Below are 13,594 nucleotides of genomic sequence, written 5' to 3'. Positions count from 1 at the left end.
CCGGCTCAGTCGTCGGCGGGCTGCGGGTCGCCCCAGCGCAGGCCCAGCGCCCCGGGACCGTAGTCCCAGCGGACCTGATGGAGGGACGTCGGGGTGTCCAGGACGCGCAGAGTCGTGTGCTCGGCCGTCTCGGTGCGATCGAACTCCTCGATCCGCTCCGGCACGTTGCGCGGATCGAACCGGATCCAGCTCACGACCTTCTGCGCGGGGTGATGGACGTGGGTGACCGTCTCGCGGCGCTGGGACCGCTGCTCGACCGGGATGTCCTGACGCACGGCAAGGAGGGTGGTCTGGCCGGGGGCGAGCGGTTCCTCGAGTTCGAACACCGTCACATGGATGCGTCCCGAGGGATCGACGTGGTGTTCGCTGGCGTGCCCGTCGAGCGTGATCTGACCGATCCCGTCGAACTGCGGCTCGTCGCTGAACTTGAGCCAGCCGAAACGGGACACCTCTCCGGTCATGCATTCGACCACGGAGTAGGTGACCTCGCGTGCGACGAGGAGGTTCTCGTCGACGTCGACGATCCGCTGGATCGACAGTTCGCGGAACGCATCCTGAGGCGCCAGCTCGAGGACGCGGATCAGATCGTCGACGACGTCGTCGATCTTCGTGTCGAGACCGGCGGCGCGCGCCTCGTCGAAGAGGAACCGGGCGGGAGTCATGTTCGCCGATGCGCGGCGGGGTACGGCGAGTCGCACCAGATCGCCCGCGGGGAGCTGCAGGAGATCCTCGAGGTCGCTGAGGGCCGCCCAGCTCCGCTGCACGTCGGGGGTGCGCGTTCCCGACCGCCAGGAGCTCAGGGTCGCGAGCGAGACCGGATTCCCGCGATCCTCGAGACGCGTCCGCAGGGCGGACAGTGTCAGGTCGCGGCGAGCGATCGCATCGGCGAAAGCGTCCGCGAATGCGCGTGTTCCCGGACTGTCGAGCTCCCCATCGCTCATCGCCCCAGTCTAAGTCGGGGTGGGTGGGCCTCAGCGGGCCGTGTCGAGCAGGCCGCGGCGGAAACCCTCGGCCACGGCGGCGGCACGGTCGCCGACGCCGAGCTTGGCGTAGATGCTCAGCAGGTGCGTCTTGACGGTGGCTTCGCTGAGGTGCAGCCGGTCGCCGGCGGCGCGGTTCGTGGTGCCCTCGGCGACCAGGGCGAGGATCTCCAGCTCGCGCGGGGTGAGGAGGCTCGCCTCGGGGGCGCGCACCCGGCCGACGAGCCGTGAGGCCACCTCGGAGGCGAGCACCGTCCGTCCGGCCGCCGCGGCGCGGATCGCGTCCAGCAGCTCGTCTCGGGTGGCGTCCTTGAGCAGGTATCCGGTGGCGCCGGCGGCGATCGCGGGGAGCACGTCGGCGTCCGCGTCGAACGTCGTCAGCACCACCACGCGGCTGGTGATGCCGAGGCGCGCGAACTCGCGCAGCGCGGCGACGCCGTCCATCCGCGGCATCCGCAGATCCATGAGCACGACGTCGGGGGCGTGCACAAGGGCGAGGGCGACCGCCTCGACCCCGTCCGACGCCTCGCCGATCACGTCGATGTCCTCGGCGGATCCGACCATGCCCACGATGCCGTCGCGCACGACGGGATGGTCGTCGACGACGAGCAGGGTGAGTGCGGTCATGCGGGCACCTCCGCGCGCACGACGGTTCCGCGCCCGGGGCGGGAGTCCACCATCAGCGCCCCTGCCGCGGCCTCCAGCCGCTCCCGCATGGCGATGAGGCCGTACCCGCCGGAGCCGTCCGCGGCGCCCCGAAGGCGGTCGACGGCGTCGAAGCCGCGGCCGTCGTCGCGCACCTCCAGGCTCGCCGTCGCGGGCCCCACGCGCAGGGCGAGCGTCACCCGGGTCGCGGCCGCATGCTTCTCGACGTTGGCCAGCGCCTCCTGGGCCATGCGGAGCAGCGCCACCTCGGTCTCCGTCGGCAGCCCTCGGGCGTCACCGGCTGCGGTCACCGTCGTGGCGATGCCGGTGCGCGTGGACCACGACCGGGCTACGCCGGAGAGGGCGTCCGCGAGCGAGGTCTGCTCCAGCGCCGCCGGGCGCAGCGCCTGCACGGAGCGGCGGGCCTCGGCGAGCCCGTCGCGGGCGAGCGTCAGTGCGGCCTCCGTGTGCCGGCGGCGCGCGCCGTCGTCGGCCGCCTGCTCCGCCGCCTGCAGCTGGGTGATGATGCCGGTGAAGCCCTGGGCGAGGGTGTCGTGAATCTCGCGGGCGAGGCGGGCGCGCTCGTCCTGGATGGCGGTGCGGTGCATCGTCAACTCGGCGCGGTGGAGTCCGAACGAGAGCCCGCACATCACGACGACGTTCAGCAGGATCACGGCCGCGGTTCCCGCGATGCCGGCCGGATCCGCGCGGAACCCCGAGCTCTGCGCGATCCCCGCGACGACCGCGGTGCCCGCGACGGGGATCAGCTCCCACGGCCAGGCTGCGAGCGAGTACGCGAACGAGAAGGTCGCGACCGCCAGGAAGCCGAACGTGCCCTCGCGCAGCACGAGCAGCAGGTTCAGCACGATCGCGCCGGCGAGGAAGACCGCGATCACGGCGGGCCGGTCGCGCCACCGGAACGGCAGGGTGCGCAGGACCAGCACCCACAGGCCGTAGGCCGCGCACAGGGCGAGCGTCGGCAGCAGCCGCTCCGGCTGCCGCGCCTCCGTGAGGACCGCGAACCCGGCCAGGAGCCCCAGCACGACGTACGGGGCGACCGAGAGCACGGTTCGCCAGCGCGAGTCCATCACGGGCCGACCTTACGCCTTCGGCGCGAAGAGCGCCCGCATGCGGGGCAGGTTCACCAGGATCGCCACGGGCAGCAGCAGGTGCCCGCACACGGCCTGCTCGATGCGCACCCCGTCGGGCAGGAAGCCGGGGATGGACACGATCACGATCACCGCGGCCACGATGATCGGGCTGACGATCCGCAGGCGCACCCAGGCGCCGCGGGAGCCGCGGGCGGCGGCGACGGCCATCGCGACCACGACGATCCCGCTGGCCAGGACGAGGGAGCAGCGGATCCAGATCGCGATCTCGAACGCGGTGCCGGTCGCGGTGGCGAGCGAGAGGAAGGCGATCATCGCGGCGCTGACCGCGACGAACGCCCAGGAGAGGAGGACGACCGGACGGAACGCCGCGCGGCGAGGTGAGACGGGGGAGACGGTGGCTGTCGTGTTCATCCCTCCAGAGTCCTCGGAGGTCGCTTCGCCCGGATCCACCGATCGGTCATGGTCGAGCACCGATCGGTGGACCGGACCCGTGGAGCGAGAGGAACCGGTCCGGACGATCGATCCGCACAGGTGCACTCGTCCGCGAAGAGTGCCCAGCTCGTGCCACGGCCGAGGAGCTCGCGCAGGTCGAGCGGCTGCTCCTGGTGTTCCTGGGCCTGGGGGGTGACGGTCGCGCCGGCCCTGGCGCGCGATCCAGGGCAGGGTGCGGAGACCCGGCGGGGCGTCGAATGGGGCAATAGTCTGCTCTCAGCCCACCTGCTCGGCGCCTTCCCGACCGAGCCCCACGGAAGGATGCGTCGATGACGAGCGCTGAGGATCCGGCCGCGCAGATCGCCCGCCTCGAAGCCGAGAACGATGCACTGCGCCGGGGCGCCGCGGGGCGTGCCGGCGCGGGGTGGCGCAGCGCGGCCTCGGCGGTGCTGATCGTGCTCGGCCTGGTCCTCGGCTCGGTCAGCGCCGTCACGAGCTACGCCCGGGATCTGCTCACCGACACCGATCAGTTCGTCGCGACGTTCGCCCCGCTCGCCGCCGACCCGGCGGTGCAGTCCGTGCTGGTGAGTGCGACGAACGACGTGATCGACCAGCAGGTCGACATCCCCGGTCTCACCGCCGACGTGTTCGACGGTCTGCGCTCGCTCGATCTGCCGCCCCGGGCAGCGACCGCTCTGGGGCTGCTCCAGGCTCCGGTCGCTCAGGGGGCGCAGAACCTCGTGCGCGGCATGGTCGAGAACGTGATCACCTCGCCGGCGTTCGCCGACATCTGGAAGCAGACCCTGCGCGTCTCCCACGCCCAGGCCGTGGCTGCGCTGCAGGGCGGCCCCGACACGGCGGTCGTCGCCGGCGCGGACGGCACGCTGACGCTGCAGCTCGGACCCGTCCTCGAAGGGGTGCGCGCACGGCTACTCGCCGAGGGGGTGACCTTCGCGCAGGCCATCCCCACCACCGACCGCTCGATCGTCCTCGTGCACAACGCCTCGATGGGCACGGCCGTCGCGGCCTACGGCCTCGTCGTCACCGTCTCGGCCTGGCTGCCGTGGCTCGCGCTCGCGCTGCTCGTCGCCGGGGTGCTGGCGGCGCGGCGCCGCCGGCGTGCGATCCTCGCGGCGGGTGTCGCGGCGGTCGTGATCATGGTGATGCTGCTCGCCGCGGTCGCGGTCGGACGCGCGGTGGGCATCGGCGCCCTGGCGTCCCACGGATCCGCGATCACGCCGGCGGCGGCCGGGGGAGTGTTCGACCGGATCACGGAGCCGCTCACGCAGCGTCTGCTCGCACTCGGTCTGATCTCGCTGGTGGCGGCCCTCGTCGCCTGGCTGATCGGCGCCTCGCGCGCGGCGGTCGCCGTCCGCGGCGCCGGTGGCCGCGTGGCCGCGGCGGTGCGTCCCGGCGGGGGCGCGCCCTCGGACGATGCTCCGGGCGGGGTCGCACGCCTCGGCGGATGGATCGATCGGTCGCACCGGGGGATCCTCATCGTCGTGGCCCTCGCCGCCGCGGCCGTCGTGCTGCTCGTGCATCCGCTCACGGCGTGGCTCGTGCTGTGGGTGCTGCTGGGCGCGGTGCTGCTGCTCGTCGTGATCGAGCTGCTGCGCCGCCCCGTGCGGGACTGACCGGCTCGGCGCTCAGGGCCGCACGCGCACCGTCCGCTCCTCGTAGCCGACGAGGTCACCGTCGGTGAGCTGGCGCCCGCGACGCCGCTCGACCTCGCCGTTGACGCGCACGTACCCGTCGATGATCGCCTCCTTGGCGTCGCCGCCGGAGTCGAGGAGCCCGGCGAACTTCAGGAACTGCCCGAGCCGGATGCTCTCGCCGCCGATCGAGACGTCGGTCACCGCGCCCACGGGAACGGCCGCTCCTTGTCCAGCTCGCCGTCGCGGCCGATCCCGGCGAGGCTGTCGCCGCCACCGCGCAGGCAGAGCCACTTCAGCGGCACGCCCGCGTCTGCGGCGCTGTGCACCGCGCGCCAGGTCTCCGGAGCGACCCGCACGACGGTGCCCGGCTGCACGTCGACCACCTCGTCGTCGAGCGCCATCTGGCCCCGTCCGTCGAGGAACACGTACAGCTCCTCGAAACGGCTGTGCCGATGCCAGAACGGCGAGCTCCCGCCCGGATCCGTGGAGTTGACCGACATTCCGAGGTACTGCGCCGACTCCCCGTCGACGAACCGCTTGCCGGTGCCCTCGTCGACACCCCAGGTGTCGATCGCTCCGGTCTCGTACACGTGGTTTCCGCTCATTCCGCCACGGTATCCCAGCAATCGGGTGCCGTCCGAGCGCAGGATCCGCGAGAACCCGGAATCCGCAGGAGACGCCACGGCAGACGTGGTGTCTCCTGCGCAGAGTGGTTTCTCGCGCCGCCGGCCGGATCAGCGATCCGAGCGCCATCCGCTGACGCGGCGCTGCTCCACGCCCTCGAGCAGGAGGTCGAGGGCGAAGGCGAACTCGGCGTCGTCGTCGCAGTCCGTGCCGGCGCCGGGCGCGGTCGTGGCCATCCGCACGATGGAGGGGAACTCCCGCGCATAGGCGGACATCGCGGCCGCGCGCTGCTCCGCGTCATCGGGCAGGCGCGGAGTCGGCATGACGTCGCGGGTGAACCCCCACATGCGCGTGCTCAGCGTGTGCATGGCGTGGTGCACGAGGTCGGCCGAAAGGCCGCCGTCGAACATCGCGCCCATCAGCGCGTCCATGTGCGCGAGCACCCGTGCCGTGGCGAGGGGGCTCGACTCGATCGCGTCGCGGGCCCACGGATGCGCGGAGAGCAGGGTGCGCGCGGCCAGGATCCTGGCGCGGACGCTGCTGCGCCAGTCGGCGCCCTGCGCGGCGGCGGGGATGCGAGCCAGCAGCGCGTCGAGCATGTCGTCGACGAGCTGCGACCGGTGTGCGACGTGCTTGTAGAGGGCCATCGGGGTGACGCCGAGGCGCTCCGCGACGCGCCGCATGCTCGTGGCTTCGAGGCCGGCTTCGTCGGCGAGCTCGATGGCCGCGGCGACGATGCGGCCCCGGTCCAGGGGCGTCCGCGGCACCGATGTTGACACGTATACAGCGTACACCTACGATCGGATCCGCAAGGTATACGCCGTACACCCGAACGAACGGATCCGTCATGACCCCCTCTCTCCGCCGGCAGGCCCTCCTCGCCGGGATCCTCTATCTCGTGACGCACGTCACCTCGGTGCTCGCCGTGCCTGCCTACGCCCAGGGCTGGATCCGCGCCGGTGTCGCCCTCGAGTTCGCCCTGGCGATCGGCTGCGTCGGCACGGGCGTGCTGCTGTGGCGGCTGCTGCAGGAGTACGCGCCGACGCGCGCGCTGACGTTCGCCGTGCTCCGCGCGGTCGAGGCGGCGGTCATCCTCGCCGGCACGCTGCCGATGCTCGCGAGCGCCGGGGCGCAGGGCGCGTCCTGGCTCGCGGCGGGCCCCGCGTCCGCGCTGCACACGGCGGCGTTCCTCGTCGGTCAGGGGCTGGTCATCGGCGTCAACACCGTGGTGCTGGGCTGGCTGCTCTGGGATGCGCGGATCCTGCCGCGGGCGCTCGCCGCACTCGGAGTCGCGGGCGGTGCACTGGTGTTCGCGAGCGACCTCGCACAGCTCTGGGGTGCGATCCCGCTCAACGGCGTGGTCGCGGGCATCGCGGCCGTGCCGATCTTCGCGTTCGAGATCTGGCTCGCCGTGCTGCTGCTCATCGGCCGTCCGTGGCGGGGCGCCCCGGCGCTCGCCGTTTGACGTCCCTTGCGCGTCCCCCTCCCCGCAGTGGCGCCCGCCGGGGGAGGGACGGATCCGGGCCGTCGGCTACTTCTTCTGCGGGGCGAAGGGGGTGCCGAGCGTCGTCGCGAGGGCCTGGAAGATCCGGGTCGCGGGCGAGCTGCAGGGCAGGTCGGTCGGGTTGTCGGTGAGCGTGCGGGCGTCGCTCGGGCAGTCGCCGGAGGGGATGTCGCTGTTCACCATGGTGATGATCGTGGTGTCGTCAGCCGTGCTGTAGAACATCGCCGTGTTGTAGCCGGGCAGCTCGCCGGTGTGGCCGACCCATCCGTTCTGGCAGCCCCAGCCGAGGCCGTAGCCGCCAGCGCCCGGGCCGTTGAACTCGCGGAACGAGGTGAGCCGCTCCTCCTGCTGCTTCGCCGGCACGAGCCCCGCGCCGGTGGCCTCCGCGCGTCCGTAGCGCAGCAGATCCTGCGCGCTCGAGATCAGCTCGCCCGCGGTCCAGCCCCACGACGGGTTCCAGTTCGTCGTGTTCGCCGGGTTCTCCGGCGTCCCGTGGCCGCCCTGCAGGGTGAACCCCTGGGCGTGCGGGTCGGGGAACGCGGCGGATCCGGCAGGGAAGATCGTGTGCGTGAGCCCGAGCGGCGTCAGGATCTTCTCGGCGAGCACGTCCTGATAGCTCTTGCCGGTCACCTTCTGGATCACGAAGCCCAGCAGGATGGTGTTGGTGTTGGAGTAGTCGAAGGCGGTGCCCGGCGCGAAATCCTGCGGCGGCAGCGAGATGCCCGCCTTGAGCAGCTCCTCCGGCTTCCACACCCGGTCCGGATCCGAGAAGAACACCTTCTGCCAGGCGTCGTCCTTCGTGTAGCTCGTCACCGAGCTGCTCATGTCGGCGAGCATCCGGATGGTGACCTCGCCGCCGCGCGGCACCCCGTCCACGTACTTCGAGATGGGGTCGTCCAGGCTGAGCTTCCCCTCGGCGGCGAGCTGCACGGTGAGCGTGCCGGTGAAGGTCTTGGTGATGGATCCGACCCGCTGGTAGATGTCGGTGGTCATCGGGGCGCCGGTGGCGGGATCCGCGATGCCGTACGCCTTGAGGAACAGGCCCTTCGGCGACTGCACGGCCACGAGGGCGCCCTTCGCGGACGTCTGGGCGAAGGAGTCCTGCGCGGCCTTGTCGATCGCCGAGACGAGGTCGTCGGGCATCGCGGAGGTCGGCAGGTCTGCGGAACGGGCGACGACCGCGGCGGGATCCGCGACGCAGGTCGACACCGCCGGCACGGTCGACGTCGGCGTGCCGGCGCCGGTGGCGGTGGGGCCGGTCGAGGGCTGCGACGAGCACCCGGCGAGCAGGAGCAGAGCGGCCGCGAGCGCGACCGGCCTCGCGAGTCGTGCGGTGGCCATGACGGTGTCCCTTCCGATGAGCGAACCCTCCCGAGCACACTCTCCCATCACGGCCCGCGCGAAGGAATAGACGTAGACCCATTCCGCGCCGGTGCCGACTTCGGGAGACTGGATCCGCTGGGGATGCCGGGGCCGGCGCGGATCTCATCGGGGAGACCGCGTCGGCGAAACCCGCCGTGTGCGGGAGACGACGGAGGAGTCGCCGTGAGGATGTCGAACAGGGGTCGCCGGGTGGCGGCGCTCGCCACGGCGGCGGTCATCGCCCTGTGCCTCCCGGCCTGCGCCGGTGCGCCGGTCGTCGGCCAATCGGCGTCGCCCTCGCCCTCCGCCCAGGGGCGATCCGTCACGACGGATCCGGCTGCGCTGCGGACCCGCTTCGCCGCCCTCGCCGCCGAGCTGGGCGTTCCGGGGGCCGCGATGCTGGTGCGCACCCCCGACGGGGAGGTCACCGCGACCTACGGCACGACCGAGCTGCACGGATCCACTCCGGTTTCGCTCGACGATCACTTCCGCATCGGATCCAACACGAAGACGATGACCGGGACCGTGATCCTGCAGCTCGTGCAGGAGGGGCGCATCGCGCTCACGGACAAGGTGTCGAAGTACCGCCCCGACGTGCCGAACGGCAGCCGCATCACGATCGAGCAGCTGCTCACGATGCGCAGCGGGCTGGCGAACTACACCACCACCCTCGCGCTGAACACGGCCCTCGACACGCAGCCGCAGCGGGTGTGGGATCCCGAGGAGCTCGCGGCCATGGGCCTCGCCGAGCCGCCGCTGTTCCCGCCAGGGGACGGCTGGGCGTACTCCAACACCAACACCGTGCTGCTCGGGCTCATCGCGGAGCAGCTCGAGCAGAAGCCGCTCGCGGAGATCTTCCAGGAGCGGCTGTTCACTCCGCTGGGGCTGCGCGAGACGTCGTACCCCGCGGCCGACGACGCCGCCCTCCCCGCACCGTTCTCGCACGGCTACATGTACTCGACCAACGTCGACACCATGGAGACGAGCGAGCTTCCGCCCGATCAGCTCGCGCAGGCGAAGGCCGGAACGCTGCTGCCCGGAGACACGACGGAGCTGAACCCGTCCTGGGCGGGGGCCGCAGGCGCCGGGGTCTCGACGATCCGGGACCTCGCGCACTGGGTCGAGGCGCTGGGCGGCGGTGGCCTGCTCAGCCCGACGCTGCAGAAGGAGCGCCTCGCCAGCGTGCAGCCGGTGCCCATCCCGCTGCCCCCGCTGCCCGACCCGCAGTACGGGTGGGGGATCGCCAAGATCGGGCCGCTCTACGGTCACACGGGTGAGCTGCCGGGCTTCAACTCCTTCATGGGGTACGACCCGGAGCAGAAGGTGACGATCGTCGTCTGGACGAACCTCGCCCCGGCAGCCGACGGGCGTCCGCCCGCGGCGACGATCGCCACGACGCTCATGACGAGCATCTACGGAGGTTGACATGATCACGCCGTCCCGCCGCACCCCCCGCCGCCCCCTGGCGCTCGCCGTGGTCGTCGGCGCCCTCGTCCTGGCCGGCTGCGCCGGTCCGTCCGGCGCCGCGCCCGGCGCGGCCTCGCCGTCGCCGTCCGCGAGTGCGGCGACCGCCGGCTGCGTCGCGGATCCGGCCGCCACCATCGGCGCGAAGGCCGGCGCGAAGACGCTGTCGGCGCTGCCGGCGGAGACCGTCGCGAAGCTGGACGCCGCGGCGGCCAAGGCCTTCGCGCTCGGAGCCTCGCCGGGCGCGGTCGTGGGGGTGCGCACGCCGGAGGGTACCTGGACCAAGGCCTATGGGAACGCCGATCTCGCCGGGACTCCGATGCAGGTCGGCATGCACACCCGCATCGCGTCGCTCACGAAGATGTACACCGCGACGATCGTGCTGCAGCTCGCCCAGGAGGGGAAGCTGAAGCTCAGCGACACCATCTCGAAGTATGTGGACGGGATCCCGAACGGAGACCGGATCACGCTCACCCAGCTCGCCGACATGACCAGCGGCGTCGCCAGCTACACCATGAACGAGAAGCTCCTGGAGAAGTACTTCGCGGATCCGACCGCGGTCTACACGCCCGAGGAGGTCATCGCGGCAGGAGCCGCCGTCTCGCCTCTGTTCCCCCCGGGCGAGGGCTTCGCCTACTCGAACACGAACACGGTACTGCTCGGGAAGGTGATCGAGAAGGTGACCGGAGAGGATGTCGGCCGGCTCATGCAGTCCCGGATCTTCGATCCGCTGCATCTGGCGAACACGTCCTGGCCCGGCACCTCGGCGGCGCTGCCCGAGCCGTATGCGCGCGGCTACACCCTGAACGGGAACAGCGCGACCCCGGACGCCCCGGCCGACTCCACCGACTGGAACCCGTCTTGGAGCTTCACGGCCGGCGAGATCATCTCCGACATCGACGATTTGCTGACGATGGGACGCGCGCTGGGCACCGGGCAGGGGCTCGTCGACGCGAAGACGCAGACCCTGCGGCTGACCTCGTTCTCCGACATCGGCTACGGCTTCGGGATGAGCTGCTCGCAGGGGTGGGTCGGGCACACCGGCGACCTCTCCGGCTACAACACCTCGCTCTTCTACGACACGGCGACGGACACCACGGTCGCGGTGCAGACCAACAGCGACATCGCCTCGGGCGGCTGCACGACGTCGCCCACGCTCACGGACGACCCGGGCGATGCGATCTGCCAGACGCCCGCGGTGCGGCTCCTGGTCGCCCTCACCGGTGAGCTCGGCACCGCCTACGCCCCGCCGCCGCGGAAGTAGCGGCTGGGACTCAGCGGTACTCCTCGGCGACGGAGGCGAGGAATCGCAGCACCGCGAGCACGCGGCGGTGGTCGTCGCCGTCGACGGGCAGTCCGAGCGCGGTGTAGATGTGCGAGGTGTGCTGCACGACCGCCTTCTCGGTGAGGAAGAGATCGGCGGCGATGCGCGCGTTGCTGCGTCCCTCCGCCATGAGCGAGAGCACCTCGAGCTGACGCGGGGTGAGCGATCCGACGGCTCCGCTCGCGCGGCTGGCGCGGGTCACCAGCACCGAGACCACCTCGGGGTCCAGAGCCGTGCCGCCCGCGGCGACACGGCGCAGGTCGGCGGTGAACGTGGTCACGTCGGCGATGCGCTGCTTGAGCAGGTAGCCGAAGCCGCCGCCGTCCTGATCCAGCAGCTCGGTCGCGTAGCGGCGCTGCACGTACTGCGAGAGCACGACGACCGGGATCCCGGGGTGCGCCGTGCGGATCCGGAGCGCCGCGAGCAGGCCCTCGTCGGTGTGCGTCGGCGGCATCCGGATGTCGGTGATGACCAGGTCCGGCGTGAGCAGGTCCACCTGCTCCAGCAGCGCCTCGGCGTCGCCGACGGCGGCGGCCACCTCGAAGCCGTCCTGTGCGAGCAGGTGGCGCAGACCCTCGCGCAGCAGCACCTCGTCCTCGCCGATGATCACCCGCATGGCAGATCCACCTTCACCTCGGTGCCGTGTCCCGGATCCGACCGCAGGCGCAGCCGGCCGCCCAGCGCGTCCACCCGATCGAGCAGACCGCGGAGCCCGGCTCCGCGGTCGAGACTCGCTCCGCCGACCCCGTTGTCGTGGATCACCAGGTGCAGCCGGCCGTCCTGGGTGCGCATCGCGACGCGCACCCGCGACGCCTTCGAGTGCTTGACGGTGTTCGTCAGGGCCTCGGCGATGATGAAGTACGCGGTGTGCGCGGTCGTCGACGAGATCGCCGCGTCGTCGACGTCGGCCTCCAGCGTCGCCGGGATCGCCAGGCGGTCGACGAGGTCCTCCGCGGCCGGGGTGAGCCCGCGCTCGGTGAGCGCCACCGGCAGCACGTTGTGCACCAGCCGACGCAGATCCGCCGCCGCCTGATCGATCCCCTGCCGCAGTCGGGCCGAGGCCTCGCTCGTCGCCGGGCGCGCGTCCGGGTCGTTCGCGATGGTCTGGGCGGCGAGGGCGAGCAGCACGAGCTGCACCTGGATCCCGTCGTGCAGGTCCTGCGCGATACGCGAGCGCTCGCGATCGGAGGTCTCGACGAGCCGGATCCGGGACTGGCTGAGCGCCTCGTTGCTCGCCCGCAGCTCGGCGGTGAGGCGTTCCCGGTCGATCGCGATGGCGAGAACGTCGCCCGCGCGCCGCACCGGTCCCGGATCCGCGGTCATCCGGGTGTCGTAGACGATCGCGCCGACGAGCCGGGAGTCGATGCGGATCTCGCACCAGCCGCGATCCGCGCCGCGACGCGACGGATCGACCGGCGCGCCCGCCCCGTCGACGAACTCCTCGTGCTCCTCGGACCAGTAGACGACTTCCAGCGAGTCGTCGCCGAGGGTGGCCGCCAGTGCTCGCGCGACCGCAGGACCGCCCGCGCCGCTGACGCCGAGCCAGGCGCTCAGGGGTTCGAGGTCGCCCGTGCGGCGGAAGCCTCCGAGCAGCACGCCCAGCAGGAACGCGACGGGGATCGCCGCGGAGACGAGCAGCTGCGTGATGCCGCCGATCTCGCGGGGCCAGCCGAACGCGTGCACGATCGTCGGCGCGAAGGCGAGCAGCAGCACGGCGACGATGCCGTAGCCGAAGAGCGGGCCCAGCACCCGCCGGTGTCCGGGATCGGCCGCGACGAGCCGTCGGCTGAGCACGATCGCGGTGAGCACCATCGCGGTGATCCCGATGCCCTTCTGCGCCGTGGCGATCACCCCGGCCGCGTCCGGTGCGAGCACCGAGGTCAGCACCACGGCGAGCTGGAGCACCGGGCAGGAGATCCACGCCAGCACGACCGTGGCGATGGAGAGCCGCCCGCGCAGCCGGCCCGACGGGAACGCGTGCAGCAGATGCACCGTCATCGCCAGGGGGCTCGTGGCGAAGACCGCGCTGACGACCGAGAGCACCTCGACGCCGACGTTCACGAGCCCGGCGAGGAACAGCGCGATGCCGCCGATCACGAGCAGCACTCCGGTGGCGTTGTGCGGCCGGCGCCACCAGGCCAGGAGCCCCGCGGCGACCCAGATCCAGAACACGCCGGTGAAGAGCGCGACGACCCAGAACGTGCTCCGGGCGCCCAGGCCGAGGGCGAGCTCGACCCCGCCGAGGAGGAACGCGAAGACCGCGACCATGATGAGGGCCGCGGGCAGCGGCCGGGGTGCGCCGGTGCGCGGAGTGACGGGGGCGGGGACCGCGCGGGGCGAGGGAGTGGGGGCAGGGACCGTGCCGGGGGCTGCCGAGCTCGGTGCGGGTGCGGGTGCGGGTGCGGGTGCGGGTGCGGGTGCGGGTGCAGTCGCGTCGGCGGCGGAGGCCGGGGTGCCGCCCTGCGTCGTCATCGGTCGCCCCTCTCCGCCGC

The 13,594-nt window shown here is 72.3% G+C and carries 14 protein-coding genes; 4 read left to right on the top strand and 10 right to left on the bottom strand.

What is annotated here, in order from left to right:
• Window positions 1-5: 5 nt before the first annotated feature.
• Genes WFJ01_RS02450 through WFJ01_RS02435 form a run of 4 tightly spaced genes read right to left on the bottom strand, consistent with a single transcriptional unit; the run spans window position 6 to window position 3,148 of the window.
• Window positions 6-941 (bottom strand): hypothetical protein, encoded by a 936-nt coding sequence (locus WFJ01_RS02450; protein WP_336628100.1) that lies wholly within the window; start codon window positions 939-941, stop codon window positions 6-8.
• Window positions 942-971: 30 nt separating this feature from the next.
• Complete coding sequence (locus tag WFJ01_RS02445; RefSeq protein ID WP_251443675.1) at window positions 972-1,607, bottom strand: response regulator; 636 nt, start codon at window positions 1,605-1,607, stop codon at window positions 972-974.
• Window positions 1,604-2,713 carry a sensor histidine kinase gene (locus WFJ01_RS02440; protein WP_336628195.1) on the bottom strand — a complete coding sequence of 370 codons (1,110 nt, stop codon included), beginning with the start codon at window positions 2,711-2,713 and terminating at the stop codon, window positions 1,604-1,606. The genes WFJ01_RS02445 and WFJ01_RS02440 overlap by 4 nt, the downstream gene beginning before the upstream one ends.
• A gap of 12 nt (window positions 2,714-2,725) precedes the next feature.
• On the bottom strand, window positions 2,726-3,148 hold the full coding sequence (locus WFJ01_RS02435; protein ID WP_336628099.1) for a hypothetical protein: 423 nt from the start codon (window positions 3,146-3,148) through the stop codon (window positions 2,726-2,728).
• 350 nt (window positions 3,149-3,498) lie between these two features.
• Here WFJ01_RS02435 and WFJ01_RS02430 point away from each other — a divergent pair, with 350 nt between their 5' ends.
• A complete protein-coding gene (locus WFJ01_RS02430; protein WP_336628098.1) occupies window positions 3,499-4,803 on the top strand; it encodes a hypothetical protein in 1,305 nt (434 codons plus the stop codon).
• A 12-nt stretch (window positions 4,804-4,815) separates the two neighbouring features.
• On the opposite strand, the gene WFJ01_RS02425 is transcribed toward WFJ01_RS02430, so the two are convergent.
• The 3 genes from WFJ01_RS02425 to WFJ01_RS02415 form a co-directional block, all read right to left on the bottom strand.
• Window positions 4,816-5,034 (bottom strand): RNA-binding S4 domain-containing protein, encoded by a 219-nt coding sequence (locus WFJ01_RS02425; RefSeq protein ID WP_292882526.1) that lies wholly within the window; start codon window positions 5,032-5,034, stop codon window positions 4,816-4,818.
• On the bottom strand, window positions 5,022-5,429 hold the full coding sequence (locus WFJ01_RS02420) for a cupin domain-containing protein (RefSeq protein ID WP_251443666.1): 408 nt from the start codon (window positions 5,427-5,429) through the stop codon (window positions 5,022-5,024). The genes WFJ01_RS02425 and WFJ01_RS02420 overlap by 13 nt, the downstream gene beginning before the upstream one ends.
• Before the next feature lie 129 nt (window positions 5,430-5,558).
• Window positions 5,559-6,227 (bottom strand): TetR/AcrR family transcriptional regulator, encoded by a 669-nt coding sequence (locus WFJ01_RS02415; RefSeq protein WP_292882529.1) that lies wholly within the window; start codon window positions 6,225-6,227, stop codon window positions 5,559-5,561.
• Window positions 6,228-6,295: 68 nt separating this feature from the next.
• On the opposite strand from WFJ01_RS02415, the gene WFJ01_RS02410 reads away from it, so the two are divergent.
• The gene (locus WFJ01_RS02410; protein WP_292882532.1) at window positions 6,296-6,913 is read left to right on the top strand and encodes a DUF4386 domain-containing protein; all 618 of its coding nucleotides are present in this window, start codon (window positions 6,296-6,298) and stop codon (window positions 6,911-6,913) included.
• Window positions 6,914-6,979: 66 nt separating this feature from the next.
• Here the strand turns inward: WFJ01_RS02410 and WFJ01_RS02405 are convergent, their stop codons facing one another.
• Window positions 6,980-8,293 carry a serine hydrolase domain-containing protein gene (locus WFJ01_RS02405; RefSeq protein WP_292882534.1) on the bottom strand — a complete coding sequence of 438 codons (1,314 nt, stop codon included), beginning with the start codon at window positions 8,291-8,293 and terminating at the stop codon, window positions 6,980-6,982.
• A gap of 210 nt (window positions 8,294-8,503) precedes the next feature.
• Here WFJ01_RS02405 and WFJ01_RS02400 point away from each other — a divergent pair, with 210 nt between their 5' ends.
• Window positions 8,504-9,739 (top strand): serine hydrolase domain-containing protein, encoded by a 1,236-nt coding sequence (locus tag WFJ01_RS02400; protein WP_336628097.1) that lies wholly within the window; start codon window positions 8,504-8,506, stop codon window positions 9,737-9,739.
• A 1-nt stretch (window position 9,740) separates the two neighbouring features.
• Window positions 9,741-11,042: a serine hydrolase domain-containing protein gene (locus WFJ01_RS02395; RefSeq protein WP_292882539.1), complete on the top strand. Its 1,302-nt coding sequence runs from the start codon at window positions 9,741-9,743 to the stop codon at window positions 11,040-11,042.
• Between the two features lie 10 nt (window positions 11,043-11,052).
• Here WFJ01_RS02395 and WFJ01_RS02390 read toward each other — a convergent pair whose 3' ends face one another.
• Together WFJ01_RS02390 and WFJ01_RS02385 are read right to left on the bottom strand one after the other, a co-directional pair.
• The gene (locus tag WFJ01_RS02390) at window positions 11,053-11,718 is read right to left on the bottom strand and encodes a response regulator transcription factor (protein ID WP_251443651.1); all 666 of its coding nucleotides are present in this window, start codon (window positions 11,716-11,718) and stop codon (window positions 11,053-11,055) included.
• Window positions 11,709-13,574, bottom strand: a complete 1,866-nt coding sequence (locus tag WFJ01_RS02385) for a sensor histidine kinase (RefSeq protein WP_336628096.1) — start codon at window positions 13,572-13,574, stop codon at window positions 11,709-11,711. The genes WFJ01_RS02390 and WFJ01_RS02385 overlap by 10 nt, the downstream gene beginning before the upstream one ends.
• Window positions 13,575-13,594: the final 20 nt, after the last annotated feature.

It is taken from the genome of Microbacterium sp. MMO-35 (genome assembly GCF_037147555.1).
Lineage (GTDB): Bacteria > Actinomycetota > Actinomycetes > Actinomycetales > Microbacteriaceae > Microbacterium.
The sequence above is the reverse complement of the archived record's forward strand: the minus strand, read 5'-3'. Positions and strand labels throughout refer to the sequence as shown.